We start from the raw sequence: 16,301 nt of genomic DNA, 5'->3' as shown, positions 1-16,301 counted from the left end.
CCACGCTCCGGCCGAGACGGCGGCGCGTTGCGTGTCACTTCTTGCTGATACCCCAGAATGCGGTGACCGTCGCGGGTACGGGGGGCAGCTCGATGTTGCTCCGCACCGCCCACACTCCGAACCATTCGCCGAGCGGCACGTGCGTGACGATCTGCATGGCGTGGCGTTGCGCCTCGGCCGCGACCGCTTTCTTTTCGGCGTCGCTGGATGCCTGCACGTATTTGTCGCGCAGCTTTTCCATGGTCTCGTCGCACGGCCAGCCGGGACGGGCCTTCTCGCAGGTTGCGGCGAGGTATGGCGTCATCAGCGGGTCGAGAATGTCGATCTGGGACCAGCCGGTGGCGAAGGCGTTCCATCCGCCTTCCGTCAGCGGTCCCTTCTTCGTCGCGATGCGGTTGAGGAAGGTCGTCCAATCCATCGACTGCACCTCCACCTTGAAACCAGCGCGTTCCAGTTGCGCCTTGGCAACGATCGGCAGCTGCTTGACGATACCGAGATCGGAGGCCTGCAACAGGACGATCGGCGAGCCGTCGTAACCTGCCTCTTTCAGGAGAGCGCGCGCCCGCGCGGCATCACCGTTCACGATGTCTTCGGTGCCGGCCGTGGTCTCGAGCGGCGTGCCGCAGGTGAACAAGGCCTTGCAGGTACGGTAGTAGCGCGGGTCGCCAATATTGGCCTGCAGGAAGTCCTCCTGCGAGAGCGCAACCGCGGCTGCGCGGCGGATCCGGACATCGTTGAAAGGCGGGATCATCCAGTTCATGCGGAACACGTACTGGTTGGACGTGCGCGCCTTCATCACCCGCACGCTCTTGTCCTTCTCGAGCAGCGGCAGGGAGTCGTAATTCACGGCCTCCAGCATATCGACCTCGCCCTTCAGCAGGGCGTTGATCTGCGTCTCTGAATCGGGAATCCAGACCCATTCCACCCGGTCGAGCATGACGGCCTTGCCGCCGGCCAACCCGGACATCGGCTCCGAGCGCGGCTTGTACCGCGGATTCTTGACATAGACTGTCTTCTCACCCGGCTTCCATTCGTCCTTCTTCAGGACGAACGGGCCGGAGCCGGTATAGTCGTCGATCTGCTTGGTAGGATCGGTAGCCGCGACACGCTTGGGCATCATGAAGGGCACGAAGATCGACGGCTTGCCGATCGCCTCGATCAGCTGGCCGAACTTCTCCTTGAGCACGATCTGGAACGTCCTGTCGTCGACGACCTTGTATTCGGCAATCGCGAGGGCGAGCTTTTGACCCATCGAATCGCGCGCCGCCCACCGCTTCAGCGAGGCCACGCAGTCCTCTGCCGTGACCGGCTGACCGTCGTGCCATTCCAATCCGTCGCGCAAGGTGAAGCTCCAGGTGAGACCGTCAGCGCTGGTCGACCATTTGTCGACCATTTGGGGCCTGGTCCTGAAGTCCGCATCCATCGCGAACAGCGTGTCGTAGACCATGTAGCCGTGGTTGCGCACGATGTAGCCGCCGGTGAACATCGGATCGAGGATTTTGAGATCCGAATGCATGACGACTTTGAAGGTCGTCTGTGCGGACGCCGAGACCGACGCCAAGGCGGTAGCCACGGCAAGGCACAACGCATGGAACCTGCGACGCATAAGTTCGTCCTCCCCAGTGAAGACGAACTCTAGACTATCGAGCGGTCGTCTGGAATCAGATCACTTCTTTCCGACGCCCCAGAACACCGTGATCGGCGGCGGCACGGCGGCAGTCTCGATGTTGCTGCGCACGGCCCAGACGCCGAACCATTCGCCGAGCGGCACATGGGTGACGATCTGCATGGCGTGCGTCTGCACCGCGTCGGCCGCCGCCTTCTTCGCGGCCGGCGTGTCGGCGGCGATGAAGGCGTCGCGCAGCTTCTCCATATCGGCGTCGCACGGCCAGCCGGCACGCGCCTTCTCGCAGGTGCTGACCAGCCACGGCGTCATCACCGGGTCGAGGATGTCGAGCTGCACCCAGCTGGTGCCGAAGCCGCTCCAGCCGCCCTCCGAGGGCAGGCCCTTGTTGGTGTTCAGGCGCGCCACCATGCTTTGCCAGTCGGAAGGCTGGACCTCGACCTTGAAGCCCGCCTTCTCGAGCTGCGCCTTGGCGACCGGCGCCAGCTGCTTGATGACGCCCAGATCGGTCGGCTGCGGCATCGCGACCACCTCGCCCTTGTAGCCGGCCTCGGCCAGCAATTGCTTGGCCTTGGCCACGTTGCCCTCGATCAGCCCCTCCATGCCGGCAGTCGATGCCAGCGGCGAATCGCAGGTGAACATCGCCTTGCACGGACGGTAGAAGCGCTTGTCGCCGACGCTCGCCTGCAGGAAATCGTCCTGGCTCAGCGCATAGGCCACGGCCTGCCGCACCTTGATGTTATTGAAAGGCGGCTGCAGCCAGTTCATGCGGAAGCCGTACTGATTGGACGTCTTGCTGGCGATCACCTTGACGCCCTTGGCCTTCTCCAGCACCGGCAGGTGGTCGTACGCGACGCTTTCGAGCATATCGATCTCGCCGCTGATCAGCGCGTTGAGCTGCGTCTCGGGGTCGGGGATCCACACCCATTCGACCCGGTCGAGCTTGACCACCTTGCCGCCGGCCAGGCCCGAGGCCGGCTCGGAACGCGGCTTGTATTTGGGGTTCTTGACGTAGACCAGCTTCTCGCCGGGCTTCCATTCATCCTTCTTGAAGATGAACGGACCGGAGCCGATCACGTTATCGCTTTGGGCAAAGGCGTCCTGCGCCTCGGCTGCCTTCTTCGGCCAGATGAACGGCACCACCACCGACGGCTTGCCCAGCGCCTCGATCAGCGGGCCGAACTTCTGCTTCAGCACGATCTGGAAGGTCTTGGCGTCGACGGCCTTGTATTCCTGCAGGGCAAGGGCGAGCTTCTGGCCCATCGAATCGCGCTGCGACCAGCGCTTGAGCGAGGCTATGCAGTCCTCGGACGTCACCGGCGCACCGTCGTGGAACTCCAGGCCCTCACGCAAGGTGAAGGTCCAGGTCAGGCCGTCGGCGCTCTGCTCCCATTTGTCGACCATCTGCGGCTTGACCTGCAGATTTTCGTCCATCGCGAACAGCGTGTCCCAGAGCATGTAGCCGTGGTTGCGCGTGATGTAGGCGCCGCTCCAGATCGGATCGAGCGCCTTGACGTCCGAATGCATCACCACCTTCAGCGTCTGCGCCGACGCAAAAGGCGTCGCCGAGAGCGCCGCCAACGCGGCGACAGATGCAACGAGGAAACGACGCATATAGCCCTCCTTCAGAGCTTGTAGACGCGGCTCGCCGTGCCGGAAAACAAGGCCGTCTTCTCACTCGCCGACGCCTTCGCGGAAATCCGCTTGAAGGCATTCCACAGCACGCCGTAGCCGGACGTGATCTTGTCGACGGGGAAGTTGCTCTCGTACATGCAGCGGTTCACCCCGAACAGCTCTATGCAAGTTTCGACCCAAGGCCTGAAGGCCTCGGCCAGTTCCTGCGAGCCGGGCGGCATCGGGCGCTGGTAGAAGTCGAACCAGCCCATCGCCATGCCGAGGCCGCCGACCTTGACGACGATATTCTGCCGCTTGGCGAGCTCGGTCATCGACCTCTTCCACGTCGCCCGCACCTCGTCGTGCCGGCCGGCATAGCCCGCATAGCCCAGCGGCCCGCCGACATGGTCGAGGATGATCGGCGTGTCGGGGAAGGCGTCGGCGAGATCGGCGATCTCACCGAGCTGCGGATGGTAGAGCCAGGCGTCGAAGGTCAGATTGCGCTTGGCCAGCTCCTTGAAGCCTTCGCGCCAGCCCTTGTCGCGGGTCAGCTCGGGCGTCGGATCGGTGCGCGAGTTGCGGATGCCGGGATCGGCGTCCCACCCGGTCTGGTGGCGGATGCCCTTGAAGCGGCCGTTGCCGGCGGCGATCTGGGCGTCGAACACCGCTCCCGCCTTCGCGCCGAGGCGCAGGTCGACATGGCTGACGATGCCGGCGCAGGCGCGCAGGTTGCCGTAGAGGCCCGACGCGCTCATCGCCGCCACGCCGTTGGCGAACTCGGTCTCGCCGGTGCAGCGCAGCTCGGCCGGGCCTTCCTTGCGGTACATCGAATGACAATCGACGAAGACTGTCGCCACGATGTTGTGGCCGGTCTTGGTGTCAGCCAGCAGGTCGTGAAACATGTAGTCGTTGCCGGCGCGCTGCCAGAGATGGTGGTGCGGATCGACGATCGGCAGCTCGGGCTCGAGCGCCGGCTCGCTCACCTTGGCGACCCATTCGAGGTCCGGCGTCATCACGTTACCAAGGCTTTCGGCTTGTTGGGCCATTGTTTCCTCCGTTGATTACAGGATCGGCGGCTCGGCGATCATCGAGACGTGGGCGTGGATCACCTTCCAGCCGACATCCGGAAAACGAATCCAGGTCTGCGTCTGTCGGCCGGTCATCTCCCGGCCGCGCACCTTGTAGACCAGCGACACCGTGGCGACGTCGCGCCCCACAGTCACGATGTCGAGGCGAAGGCGCTTTTCCTTGGTACCGGGCCCGGGTGGACGCGCCGTGCGAAAGGCGTGGATGCGATCAAAGCCGTAGCCGTGCTCTTGATTGGCGAGTCGGATCGTGTGCGGGCTGTTCCAGAAGGTTGCGTCGAGCACCTCGACGTTCTTGTCGATCAGCGCCTGCTCGTAGCGCTCGAACAGCACGCGCACCTCTTCGACGACCTCCGGAATATTCGCCGTCATATCCATCACGCTCTACGCTCCTTCGCTGGATTGCCAACCACCGTAGCACCGGGCCGCACATCACGCGTGACCACGGCGCCCGCTCCGACAATCGCGTCGTCGCCGATCGTGATGCCCGGCAGGATGATCGCCGCCGCACCGATCCAGACGTTGGCGCCGATGGTCACCGGCCGGCCGAATTCGAGCCCGGCGCGCCGCTGCGCCGCATCGCGCGGATGGTCGGCAGTGAGAATCTGCGTGCCCGGGCCGATCTGCGTGTCGTCGCCGATCGTGACCTTCACGACGTCGAGGATCACGCAGTTGAAATTGAGGAACACGCCCTTGCCCAGGCTGATGTTGTAGCCGTAGTCGCAGTGGAACGGCGGCCGGACATAAGCGCCGTCGCCGACCTCGGCCAACATCTCGCGCAACAGCGTTCGATATTCCTGCTGCGTGCGGGCGATCGAGGCGTTGTAGCGGTCCATCCATTCCGCGACGCGTCTTGCGTCGGCCGCGAGTTCCTCGCCGCTGGCTCGGTAGAGCTCGCCGGCCAGCATCTTCTGCTTCTCGCTCGCCACGTCGCCTCCCCCGGGCCGCGGGCGTTCAGCTTGCCTGGGCCTCCAGCGCGCGAGCGACCGCCACCAGCGTGGCGTCGCTGCCCCGTGGGCCGATGATGGACAGACCGACCGGGAGGCCGTCAACCGTGCTGCCCGGGAGGCTGACCTGCGGATGGCCGGCCAGCCCGCCCTGCGCACAGAGGCAGGTGATCCGGTCGCGCAGCGGATCGAGCACCGACAGCGGCTGGCCGACGTGCGGCGCCGCGAACGGCGTGGTCGGCAGGCAGAGGATGGTGCCCGGCGGCAAAAGATGCGCCATGCGCCCGCGCACTTCCTGGCGCATCAGCGCCGCCCAGCTCTGATCAGCCGCCGGGACCATCGAGCCCAGAACGAGCTGGCGGGCGACCGAGAAGGCGAAGCGCGGATTGCGCTCGTCGAGCCACGGCTTGAAGGTGTTCCAGGCCTCGATCGGCTGCAGGCTGCGCTGGGCACGCGCCCAGACCGAGAGCCCCTGCGGCGCCATGATGTCCTCACGGCTGTGGCCGATCAGGGCGGCGAGCCGTGTCACCATCGGATGCAGAGCCTTGGCAACACCGGCGTCGGCAAAGCCGAACGTGTCGACCGCGATCACCAGGCAGGTCGGCAGGGCGCGCGGAATCTCTTCGCCAAGCATCACCTCTGAGACCTTGGCAAAGGTCGCGGCGTCGCGTGCGAACCAGCCTGTGGTATCGGAGGTCGGCGCCTGCGGCAGCATGCCGGTCGTATCGATCCGGCCGTGCGTCGGGCGAATGCCGTAAAGGCCGCAGAAGCTGGCCGGCACGCGCACCGAGCCGCCCGTGTCGGTGCCGAGCGCCGTGTCGCAGAGGCCCGCGGCCACCGCGGCGGCCGAGCCCGACGACGAGCCACCCGGCACCCTGCCCGGCGCCCTGGTGTTCTTGGGCGTTCCGTCGAAGGCGTTCTCGCCCAGGATGCCGAGCGAGACCTCGTCGGTGATGGTCTTGCCGATCAGCGTTGCGCCGCCGTCGAGCAGAGTCTGAACCGCCCAGGAGTGCTTCGCTGGGATCGGCCGGCCGGTCGGCCAGTCGTGATTTCCGCCGCCGGTCGGCACGCCAGCCACGTCGAACAGGTCCTTGGCGGCAAACGTCAGGCCCGCGAGCGGACCGCCCGCGCGGCCGTCGACGCGCACTCGGGGGCCGGGCACGAAGGCGCCAATGTCGTCGTCAGTCATTCCTCTTACCTACTCTGCGGGCGTCGGGCTGGCACTGCGGCTCCGCCGGCGCCAGCGGGGCGTAAACTGCATGCCGCTCATCTTGTCGAACCAGATATAGACGACCGGGGTGATGAAGAGCGTCAGCAGCTGGGATACCAGCAGGCCTCCGACGACCGTGATGCCGAGCGGCTGACGAAGTTCCGCGCCGGCACCCGCGCCGATGGCGATCGGCAGCGCGCCGAGCAGCGCGCAGACGGTGGTCATCATGATTGGCCGGAAGCGCAGCCGGGCCGCCTCGACGATCGCCGCCTCGGCGGTGGCCCCCCGTAGCCGGCGCTCGATCGCGAAATCGACCATCATGATGGCGTTCTTCTTGACGATGCCGATCAGCATGACCACGCCGATCATGGCAATTACGCTGAGGTCCATATTGAACATCATCAGAACCAGCAGTGCGCCGATGCCGGCCGACGGCAAGCCCGACAGGATCGTCAGCGGGTGGATGAAGCTCTCGTAAAGGATGCCGAGGATGATGTAGATCACCAGAATGGCGGCGAACAGCAGCAGGCCCTGGTTGGCCACCGCCTCCTGGAAGACCTGGGCGCTGCCCTCGAAGCTTGTGGCGATGTTCGCCGGCAGGCCAACCTCGAGAGCCGCGGCCTTGATGTCGTCGACTGCCTGACCGAGGGCGATCCCCGGCGCGAGGTTGAACGAGACGATCACCGAAGGCAGCTGCCAGATATGGTTGACCGTCAGCGAGGTCGGCTTGTCGGTGCGCTTCGCCACCGTGTCGAGCGGCACCATCGATCCTGCCGGCGTGCGGATCATGATCTTGCGCAGCACCTCGTTGAGGTCAACGTACTTCGGATCGGCCTCGAGGATCACCTGGTAAGTGTCGTCGGGAGAGTAGATCGTTGACACCTGACGCGAGCCGAACGCCGAGTAGAGCATCAGCCGGATCTGGTCGACCGACAGGCCAAGCCGCGACGCGGTATCGCGGTCGACGTCGATCACCGTCGAACGCGCGCGCACCTGCAGATCTGAATTGACGTCGAGGATCGACGGAATACGCCGCATACGCTCTTCCATGAGCGGTGCGAACTCTCGCAGCGTGGCGAGGTCGCCCGAGCGCATGCCGAACTGATACTGCGCGCGGGTCTGCGTCGTTCCGAGGTTGATGGACTGCACGGGCTGGAAGAAGATGTTGATGCCCGGCACGGTCGCGGCGGCCCGCCGCAGCCGCGCGATGACTTGCAGCGCGCTGTCCACCCGCTGCGGCTTGTCTCGCAGCATGATGAACATGCGGCCGGAATTGACGGTACTGGCGGCATTGCCGCCGCCCACCGTGGAGATCACCGATGCCACGTCGGGGTCGCGCCGGATGATCTCGGCCAACGCCGACTGACGCGCCACCATGGCGTCGAACGAGGCGTCGTCGGGGCCGACTGTCGAGCCAGTGATCTGGCCAATGTCCTCGGACGGGAAGAAGCCCTTGGGTATCTGCACAAACAGGACGCCGGTGAGCACGAAGGTGCCGAGGGTGAATGCCAGCACGACCCGCGGCATCCTCACTGTCCTGCGCAGCGCCCAGGCATAGCCGTCGCTCAGCTTGTTGAAGCTCCATTCGAAGGAGCGCAACATGACGTTATGCTTCTCGTGATGATCGATCGGCTTGAGCATCCGCGAGCACAGCATCGGCGTCAGCGTCAACGAGACGAAGCCCGAGATCAGGATGGCAAAGCTGATGACCAGGCCGAACTCGTTGAACATCCGGCCAACGACGCCGCCCATGAACAGCACCGGGATGAACACTGCAACGAGGGACAGCGTCATCGAGATGATCGTGAAGCCAACCTCCTTGGACCCTTTGAAGGCGGCTTCCATCGGCGTGTCGCCCGCCTCGATGTGACGGACGATGTTCTCCAACATAACGATCGCGTCGTCGACCACGAAGCCCACCGCCAGCGTCAGCGCGAGCAACGAGATGTTGTCGATCGAATGACCGCACAGATACATCAGCGCGAAGGTACCGATTATCGAGATCGGCAGCGCAATCGCCGGGATGAAGGTCGCGCGGGCGCTGCGCAGGAAGAAGTAGATCGCGAGAATGACGAGGATGCCGGCGAGGATCAGCGTGAACTCGACGTCCTCGATAGCGTGCCGGATCGGGATCGAACGGTCGGCCAGCAGGCTGATGTTGACCCCGCTCTGCAGCTCCTGCTCGATCGCCGGCAGCATCGCCTTGACGCGGTCGACGACGTCTACGGTGTTGGCATCCGGCTGCTTGTAGACGCCCAGCACGATGGCGCGAGTGCCGTTGAGCCAGCTCGCCACCTTGTCGTTCTCGACGCTGTCGATCGACGTGGCGACGTCGGAAATGCGGACCGGCGCGCCGTTCTGCCAGCTGACGATCACCGGCATGTAGTCGGCAGCCGTCTGGATCGGCCCGGTCGCGTCGAGGATCGAGTTCTGGCGGCGGTCCGCGACGGAACCGACCGGCTTGCTCGAATTGGCGCTGACGATGGCGTTCTGCAGCTCTTGCAGGGTGAGGCCGCGCACGGCGAGCTGGTCGAGGTTGGCGCGCACCCGCACCGCATACTTCTGAGACCCGAAGATCAGCACCTGGGCAACGCCGGGCAGGGTCGAGAGGCGCGGCAGGATCGAGCGGTTCGCAAAGGCATCGACGTCGGACAAGCGCGCCTGGGAGGACCACAATGCAAGGAACATGACTGCGAAGTCGGCAGGGTTGATCTTGCGGAAGCTGGGCGGCGCCGGCAGCTCCGGCGGCAAACGCCGCAGCGCCGATGAGATCGCCGACTGGACGTCGAGCGCCGCGCCGTCGATGCTCCGGTTGAGGTCGAACTGCAGCGTGATCGCGGTGTTGCCGAGCGAGGACGTAGAGGTCATCGCGGTAACGCCGGCGATGGTCGCGAACTGTCGCTCGAGGATCGAGGCGACCGACGCCGCCATCGTCTCCGGGCTGGCACCCGGCAGAGTCGCCGTCACCTGGATCGTGGGGAAGTCGACGCGCGGGATGGCCGCGACCGGGAGTTGCTTGTAACCGAAAATGCCGGCGAGGACGAGCGATGCCATCACCAGGATGGTCATCACCGGGCGGCGGATGCAGATCGCGGACATGGTTGCCTCCTCAGCCGCGAGGATTGCTGGGCGCGGGAGCCTCGTTCTGCGCCGCCTTGATCGTGACCGCAGCGCCGTTGACCAGACGAAGCTGGCCGTCGGTCACCACTTGCTCGCCGACCTTGAGGCCGCTTCCGATCACCGACTCCCCGCCTTGCGTGCGTCTGATGGTGATGGGCCGAACCTCGGCCACGCGCCCGTCCTTGACGACAAAGATGTACGGCCCTTGCGGTCCGAGCTGCACCGCCGGCGCGGGAATCGAAATAGCCTGGGGTTCGACGCCCAGCACCAATTCGGCCTTGACGAACTGGCCAGGCCACAGGCCCTCGTTGGCGTTGGGGATCTTGGCCTTTACCATCACCGTGCCCGTCATCGGATCGACGGTGTTCTCGATGAACGCAACCGAACCCGTTTGTTTGCGCTTGTCGTCGACGAGGGCGTTGACCGTTACGTTGCCCTCAGCCATCGCCGCCCTCAGCTCCGGAAGGTAGACCTGAGGGATCGCGAACTGCAGATAGATCGGATCGACCTGGTTGATCGTCGCCAGCACCGAGGCCGCCGTGTTGTCGGCAACGCGGACAACTGTTCCCGCCTTGTTCGGGATCGAGCCAATGCGGCCCGACACCGGCGCCTTTATCTCCGTGAAGCTGAGTTGTGTCAGAATGGTCGTCCGCAGCGCCTCGTTGGACTCGAGCTGGGCCTCGGCAGCCTTTTGGGCCGTCAAGTTGGTGTCGCGAGCGACCACCGTCCCCGCACCTTTGCCGAGCAGACCCTCGGAGCGCGCGGAGTCGCGCTTGGCTTGCGCCACCTGCGCCTCGTCCTTGCGGATCTGGGCCTCGATCTGGGCAAGCTGCGCCTTGAGGCTGCGCTGGTCGAGCTCGAACAGAAGATCGCCTTCCTTGACCAGCGCGCCCTCCTCGACGAGGACCTTCATGATCTGGCTGTCGAGGCGCGGCTTGATCTGGATCGAGGCGATGGCCTGTACCGTGCCCACCGCTTCGATCAGTATCGGCATCGGCTTGGCGACGGCGGTTGCGACGACAACCGGAATCGCGCCGCCCGGATTGGCGCGGCCCCGCCGACCTTGAGGCTGCGCCGATGCGGCCGGACTGGAGCCGCTCTGTTCGCTCGCATTGGCCAGCGCGCCCAAGCCCAGCTTCTGGGCGAGCTCGTTGCGATGCGTATAGGCCGCGCCGCAACCCACGACCACAACTGAAGCGAGGACCGCCCAACGGACCAACCGCATCTCGAACTCCCGAAAGCCCCAGCCCCCGCGCGATTATACGGACGTATAGCCGTCCCGCACAGCAACAACCGGCCAATCCTCCCCTCTTTGCGTGCAAAAAACCCGCCACAAGGGCGGGTTTCAAGCCAAATCCGAAGATTGGTCCGGTTAGCGGCTGTAGTACTCCACGACCAGCGACGGCTCCATCTGGACCGGATACGGCACGTCGGCCAGCTTCGGACCGCGTACGAAGGTGCCCTTCATCTCCTTGTGGTCGGCCGTGACGTATTCCGGCACGTCGCGCTCGGCACTCTGGGTCGCCTCGAGGACCCGCTCCATCTCCTTGGCCTTGGACGTCAGCTCGATGACGTCGTTGTCCTTGACCAGGTAGGAGGCGATATTGACCCGCCTGCCGTTCACCTTGACGTGGCCGTGGCTGACCAGCTGACGGCTGGCGAACGGGGTGATGGCGAATTTCATGCGGTAGATGACGGCATCGAGCCGGCGCTCGAGCAGCTCGACCAGGTTCTCGCCGGTGTCACCGCGGCGCCGCACGGCCTCGATATAGTAGCGGCGGAGCTGGCGCTCCGAGACCGAACCGTAGTAGCCCTTGAGGCGCTGCTTCGCCATCAGCTGAAGGCGATAGTCGGTCGGCTTCTGGCGGCCCTGGCCGTGCTGGCCGGGACCGTATTCACGCTTGTTGATCGGGCTCTTGGGACGGCCCCACAGGTTGACCCTGAGGCGGCGGTCGATCTTGTACTTCGAATTTGCGCGTTTGCTCACGCGGCACTCCTCTATGGTGTCCGGATAGGCCTTGATCCAGCGTCAGCTGGGGCGGGATGAGGGCCTCAATGGGCCCCAAACCACGTTCTCCGGAAGAAGCGCGGAACATACTGGCGATCGCCCGTCAGTCAAGCGTAGCCCGCGGAAAATCACGGAGAGGTCAACTCCCTGCAAATATTCACGAATTAGGCATTTCGCCGATTTCCGGCCGCACTCCCGCGGCAATGTCGAACCCCGGCACGGGTTGATGGAGCCTGCGATATCCGATCCTTGGCGATCTACAGGCTCTTCGGCTCACCTCTCACCTCGAGCCTGAAGTCGATCAGTCGATAGCCGAGGCGTTCGGCCGCCCGCTCGATGACAGTGGCGAAGTCGCGGTCGTCGATTTCGACAATCTGGCCACTGCGCACGTCGACGAGGTGCTGGTGCGGCCGCCCCGCCATCTCGTACCGCATCTTGCCGCCAAAGCTGTGCCTGGTCAGCACGCCTGCCTCGGCCAGCCGGTTCAATATCCGATAGACCGTGCCCAGCGAGATGCGCCGCCGGAAAGCTGCGCGCTGGTGGATCTCGCTGGCGCAAGGATGATCGTTCGCGTCCCCCAGGACATCCAGCACCAACCGCCGCGGTCGCGTCAGCTTCAGGCCATGCCGCTGGCAGAGTGCCTCGAGACGGCCCATCCGCTCCTCCTCAGCGCTTCAGGTAGAACTGGATCGGGACGACCAGCTCCATCGATTCGCCCGGCTGGTCGGGCGGGAACGGCGGCAGCGGCTGGGCGCGCTGCAGCAGGTCGAGCCCTTCCTGGTCCAGGCTCGCTACGCCGGCAGCCCGTTCGAGCCGCAATGCCAGAACTCTGCCATCGCGGCTCAAGGTGAAGCGTACATAGACGACACCTTCCTGCCGCTGACGCTGGGCATCGGCAGGATAGCGCTTGTGCCGCTCGAGGTGGCGCAACAGGAGACCTTTCCAGGTTGGCAGCGCTGACGAAGGCGGATAGGGCGTCGCCCCTTGTACCGGCGCCGCGGCCCGGGGCGCCTGATCCGGAGTCGCCTGAGGTGCGGCCGCCGGAGCCGGCGGTCGTTTCTCGACGGGCTTCGGCTTCTTGACTGGCTGCGGTTTCGGCGGCGGCGGTTTGAGATCGACGGGCGGCGGTGGCTCGGGGTCAGGCAGCACGATCGCCACCTTGTCCGGCGGCAGAATCTCGACCGGTGGCGGCGGCTCGGCCTCTGCCAGCTCGATTTTCATCGGCTTGAGGTCTACCGGCGGCGGCTCCTGCGGCTCAGGCACCATCTCGCTCAGGTCGGGCGCCGGCGGCGCGTCGTTCGGCGTCGTCTCGGGTGCCGCCGGCAGCGGCGCCATCTCGAGCATCACCGCCGCCGGCGGCGGGCTATAGGGCGCCTCCTCCGCACGCCAGCCGAGCGCGGCTCCCACGGCCGCCGCATGCGCCGCCAGAACCAGCACGAAGCTACCGATCCAGCGCGCGGTGTCCCTCATTGTTCCAGCCCGACCAGCGCGACCTTGAGGTAGCCTGCGGTGCGCAGCAGGTTCATCGCCTGCATGAGCTCGCCATAGGGCACTGTTTTGTCGGCGCGCAGAAAGATGCGCTCGTCCTTCTTGCCCCCCGTTGCGGTGTCGAGCGCCTTGCCGAGATCCGGCCTGGTCACCGGCGCATCCTTCAGCACGAACGACAGATCCGCCTTCACCGTCAGGTAGAGCGGCGTGTCGGGCTTGGATTGCCGCTCGGCTGTCGAAACCGGCAGATCGACCGGCACATCGACCGTCGCCAGCGGCGCCGCCACCATGAAAATGATCAGCAGCACCAGCATCACGTCGATGAAGGGCGTAACGTTGATCTCGTGGTTCTCCGCCAGCTCGTCGCTGCCGTGGTCGAGCTTGACCGACATCAACGCCTCCCGAGATCGCGTGACACCAGGCGCAGCACTGCGGCCGAGGTGTCCGCCACCAGCGCGCGATGGGCAGCGATGCGGCGCGAGAAGTGGTTATAGATGACGACCGCCGGAATCGCGGCGGCAAGGCCGAGCGCCGTCGCCAGCAGTGCCTCGGCAATACCGGGCGCGACTACGGCGAGGTTGGTGGTCTGCGCTCGCGAGATGCCAATGAAGCTGTTCATGATGCCCCACACCGTGCCGAAAAGACCGACGAACGGCGCGGTCGCGCCGATCGTCGCCAGCACCCCCGTGCCCTTCAGCATGCGGCGGCCGGCTGCCGCCTCGAGACGCTCCAGCCGCGAGGCAACGCGCTCCTTGACGCCGTCGCGATCGCCTTCCGCCGACATGGCCAGCTCGACCTGGGCTGCCTTCACCAGATTGTCGGCGGGCGCCTCGGCCAGGGACGGCGCACGATCGATCGCCGCCAGCGACGCACGCTGCCGCCGTGCCACAGCGGCGATCTCGACAGTCTTGGCCAAGAACACCGTCCACGTCAGGACCGAAGCGAAAGCCAGCCCGACCATTACCCCCTGCACCAGCCAGTCGGCCTGCATGAACATGCCCCAGACCGACAGATCGCGCGGCAGCACCGAGTTTGCCACCGCGCCTGCGGGATCGGCGGGGGAAGCGGTGCCAGGATCGGCGGCAGGAACCGCGGGCGCCGCAGCCGGGCCGGTGACCGAGGGCGCCGGGGCGGAGGTCGTGGGCGCCGCAGCCGGGCCGGTGACCGAGGGCGCCGGGGCGGAGGTCGTGGGCGCCGCAGCCGGGCCGGTGACCGAGGGCGCCGGGGCGGAGGTCGTGGGCGCCGCGGCCTGCCCGGCTGCCGTTCCGACGGACTGCGCCCAAGCGAGCGTCGGAAGCAGCACGAAGAGAATAGACAACCAACGCAACAACATTACGCAATACCTTGCAGGAAGGGACGGTTCGCAGGGGCCGTAAGGAGGCCCGCAATCATGGAACAGCGCCCGCCCCTGGCTTCGACCTGGCGAACGGTAACGACACATTGTTTCATGGCTTCGACGCAGTCCGCCCCTTTTTGGGCGGCCGGATGCCGTCCCTCGTCCATATGACGAACGAGGCGGGCAAAATTACACGTTCACAGCCCCTCGATAGGGGGTTTTTTTGCGAGCGGTCGACGCCGGATGTTGCCTAAATCTCGACCAGAACCACTTCGTGGGTCACAGTCGCCGACTTTTTGAACATGGCCGTGGCCGAGCAATACTTCTCGTCCGACAGCGAAACCGCTCGCTCGATCAGCGCGCGATTCAGCTTCCGGCCCCGCACCGTGTAGACCAGCTTCACCCTGGTGAAGACCTTGGGATGATCGCCGGCCCGCTCGGCGACCAGTGCGACCTCGACCCCCTCGATGTCCTGGCGCTGCTTCTTCAGCATCGAGACGACGTCGATCGCGGTGCAGCCGCCCAGGCCCATCAGCATCACCTCCATCGGCCGCGAGGCGAGGTTGCGGCCGCCGATGTCGGGCGCGCCGTCCATGGTCAGCGTATGGCCGCTGCCGCCCTCGGCAACGAACAGGGCGCCGTCGACCCAGGAGATCCTCGCGGTGGTGGACATGGTCTCTCCCCTCTCCTTACTCGTCGTGCTTGTGCTTGCTGAGGAACTTGATCACGCCGTGAAAGGTCCGCACTTCCTGCTCGGTCATGGCGGCCCGCTGCAGGAGGGCACGCAGGTTGTTGACCATCGCCGGCCGCATGGCCTGGTGCCGCAGGAAGCCCGATTGGTCGAGCGCGCGCTCGAGATGGGCGAAGAGATTCTGCAGCTCGTCCTTGTCGGCCGGCCGCGTGGCGTGCTCGGACATGCGCTCGACCGGTGTCTCGTCGGCCGAGGCGATCCATTCGTAGGCAACCAGCAGCACCGCCTGCGCAACGTTGAGCGACGAGAATTGCGGGTTGAGGGGAATCGACAGCGCCGTGTCGGCATGAACGATATCGTCGTTCTCCAGGCCGGTGCGCTCGGGCCCGAACAGTATGCCGACGCGCTCGCCCGTCGCGATCCAGCCACGGATCTCCGACGCTGCGTGGCGTGCCGTCACGATGCGCTGCACCAGCTCGCGGGTGCGCGCCGTGGTCGCCACCACATGCTGCAGGTCGGCCACGGCGTCGGCCACGCTGTCGAAGACCTGGGCCTCGTCGAGCACGACGTCTGCCCCCGACGCGGCGCGCTGGGCGCGCTCGTTGGGCCAGCCGTCGCGCGGCGCGACCAGGCGCAACTCCGACAGGCCGCAATTCAGCATGGCGCGCGCCGCCATGCCGATATTCTCGCCGAGCTGCGGCCGCACCAGGATGATCGCTGGTGCCGCACCCTCGGTAGCCTGCCCTTTCGAAGCCCGTCCCATGCCGCCCTATAGCGCGACAGACGGCGAAATTCGACCTATCCTGTCGCCATGAAAACAGTCCCGATGCCCCCTTGGATCGGGCTCGTCGCCCTCGCCCTGACCTTGGGCAGCTGCGCGCCCGCCAGCCTTGTGCCTTACGACCGGAACACGAAGTACCAGGTCGACACCGCTTCCTCCGGGTTCACACTGACCGTGGATTATTCGCGCAGTCATTTCATTCCCGAGCCCGATGCCGTCGAGGAAGCCTGCAAGAACGCGTTCGTGACGGTGGCCCAGGACGTGGCCGCCAAGCGCGGCCGCCGCGTGCAGCAGATCGACGAACAGCAGATCGCCACCAAGCTCGGGAGCAACGAGCACAACAATCTATTGTACTGCACCGCGACGGGCCTGGTGGCATGGCAGTAGTGGCCAAGGC

The 16,301-nt window shown here is 65.7% G+C and carries 16 protein-coding genes; 1 reads left to right on the top strand and 15 read right to left on the bottom strand.

Annotated features, from left to right (window positions below; all coding sequences use genetic code 11):
* Positions 1-34: 34 nt before the first annotated feature.
* The 15 genes from ACQY8M_RS17710 to ACQY8M_RS17640 form a co-directional block, all read right to left on the bottom strand.
* On the bottom strand, positions 35-1,606 hold the full coding sequence (locus ACQY8M_RS17710) for an ABC transporter substrate-binding protein (protein WP_428674561.1): 1,572 nt from the start codon (positions 1,604-1,606) through the stop codon (positions 35-37).
* A gap of 60 nt (positions 1,607-1,666) precedes the next feature.
* Positions 1,667-3,238, bottom strand: coding sequence for an ABC transporter substrate-binding protein (locus ACQY8M_RS17705; protein WP_428674559.1), 1,572 nt, complete (start codon positions 3,236-3,238; stop codon positions 1,667-1,669).
* An 11-nt stretch (positions 3,239-3,249) separates the two neighbouring features.
* Positions 3,250-4,284 (bottom strand): amidohydrolase family protein, encoded by a 1,035-nt coding sequence (locus tag ACQY8M_RS17700; RefSeq protein WP_428674557.1) that lies wholly within the window; start codon positions 4,282-4,284, stop codon positions 3,250-3,252.
* A 15-nt stretch (positions 4,285-4,299) separates the two neighbouring features.
* Positions 4,300-4,701 (bottom strand): AtzH-like domain-containing protein, encoded by a 402-nt coding sequence (locus ACQY8M_RS17695; protein ID WP_428674555.1) that lies wholly within the window; start codon positions 4,699-4,701, stop codon positions 4,300-4,302.
* On the bottom strand, positions 4,701-5,252 hold the full coding sequence (locus tag ACQY8M_RS17690; RefSeq protein WP_428674553.1) for a sugar O-acetyltransferase: 552 nt from the start codon (positions 5,250-5,252) through the stop codon (positions 4,701-4,703). Before ACQY8M_RS17690 ends, ACQY8M_RS17695 begins: the two co-directional genes overlap by 1 nt.
* Positions 5,253-5,277: 25 nt before the next feature.
* The gene (locus tag ACQY8M_RS17685; RefSeq protein ID WP_428674551.1) at positions 5,278-6,459 is read right to left on the bottom strand and encodes an amidase; all 1,182 of its coding nucleotides are present in this window, start codon (positions 6,457-6,459) and stop codon (positions 5,278-5,280) included.
* 9 nt (positions 6,460-6,468) lie between these two features.
* Positions 6,469-9,579, bottom strand: coding sequence for an efflux RND transporter permease subunit (locus tag ACQY8M_RS17680; RefSeq protein ID WP_428674549.1), 3,111 nt, complete (start codon positions 9,577-9,579; stop codon positions 6,469-6,471).
* A gap of 10 nt (positions 9,580-9,589) precedes the next feature.
* A complete protein-coding gene (locus ACQY8M_RS17675) occupies positions 9,590-10,825 on the bottom strand; it encodes an efflux RND transporter periplasmic adaptor subunit (RefSeq protein ID WP_428674547.1) in 1,236 nt (411 codons plus the stop codon).
* 147 nt (positions 10,826-10,972) lie between these two features.
* On the bottom strand, positions 10,973-11,587 hold the full coding sequence (rpsD, locus tag ACQY8M_RS17670) for a 30S ribosomal protein S4 (RefSeq protein WP_428674545.1): 615 nt from the start codon (positions 11,585-11,587) through the stop codon (positions 10,973-10,975).
* Between the two features lie 278 nt (positions 11,588-11,865).
* Positions 11,866-12,264, bottom strand: a complete 399-nt coding sequence (locus ACQY8M_RS17665; RefSeq protein WP_428674543.1) for a Fur family transcriptional regulator — start codon at positions 12,262-12,264, stop codon at positions 11,866-11,868.
* Positions 12,265-12,274: 10 nt separating this feature from the next.
* Positions 12,275-13,078 carry an energy transducer TonB gene (locus ACQY8M_RS17660; RefSeq protein WP_428674541.1) on the bottom strand — a complete coding sequence of 268 codons (804 nt, stop codon included), beginning with the start codon at positions 13,076-13,078 and terminating at the stop codon, positions 12,275-12,277.
* Positions 13,075-13,488 (bottom strand): TonB system transport protein ExbD, encoded by a 414-nt coding sequence (exbD, locus tag ACQY8M_RS17655; protein WP_428674539.1) that lies wholly within the window; start codon positions 13,486-13,488, stop codon positions 13,075-13,077. Before exbD ends, ACQY8M_RS17660 begins: the two co-directional genes overlap by 4 nt.
* Positions 13,488-14,414 carry a tonB-system energizer ExbB gene (gene exbB / locus ACQY8M_RS17650; protein ID WP_428674537.1) on the bottom strand — a complete coding sequence of 309 codons (927 nt, stop codon included), beginning with the start codon at positions 14,412-14,414 and terminating at the stop codon, positions 13,488-13,490. Before exbB ends, exbD begins: the two co-directional genes overlap by 1 nt.
* Before the next feature lie 268 nt (positions 14,415-14,682).
* Positions 14,683-15,105, bottom strand: a complete 423-nt coding sequence (locus ACQY8M_RS17645) for an OsmC family protein (RefSeq protein ID WP_428674535.1) — start codon at positions 15,103-15,105, stop codon at positions 14,683-14,685.
* Positions 15,106-15,121: 16 nt separating this feature from the next.
* Positions 15,122-15,886: an RNA methyltransferase gene (locus ACQY8M_RS17640; RefSeq protein WP_428674533.1), complete on the bottom strand. Its 765-nt coding sequence runs from the start codon at positions 15,884-15,886 to the stop codon at positions 15,122-15,124.
* Between the two features lie 63 nt (positions 15,887-15,949).
* Between ACQY8M_RS17640 and ACQY8M_RS17635 the strand changes: the two genes are divergently transcribed.
* Entirely contained in the window at positions 15,950-16,291 is a 342-nt protein-coding gene (locus ACQY8M_RS17635; RefSeq protein ID WP_428674531.1) for a hypothetical protein, read from the top strand.
* The last annotated feature ends 10 nt before the right edge of the window (positions 16,292-16,301 follow it).

The sequence above is a fragment of the Reyranella sp. genome (genome assembly GCF_965279465.1).
Lineage (GTDB): Bacteria > Pseudomonadota > Alphaproteobacteria > Reyranellales > Reyranellaceae > Reyranella.
This window is presented reverse-complemented; position numbering and strand designations above follow the sequence as displayed.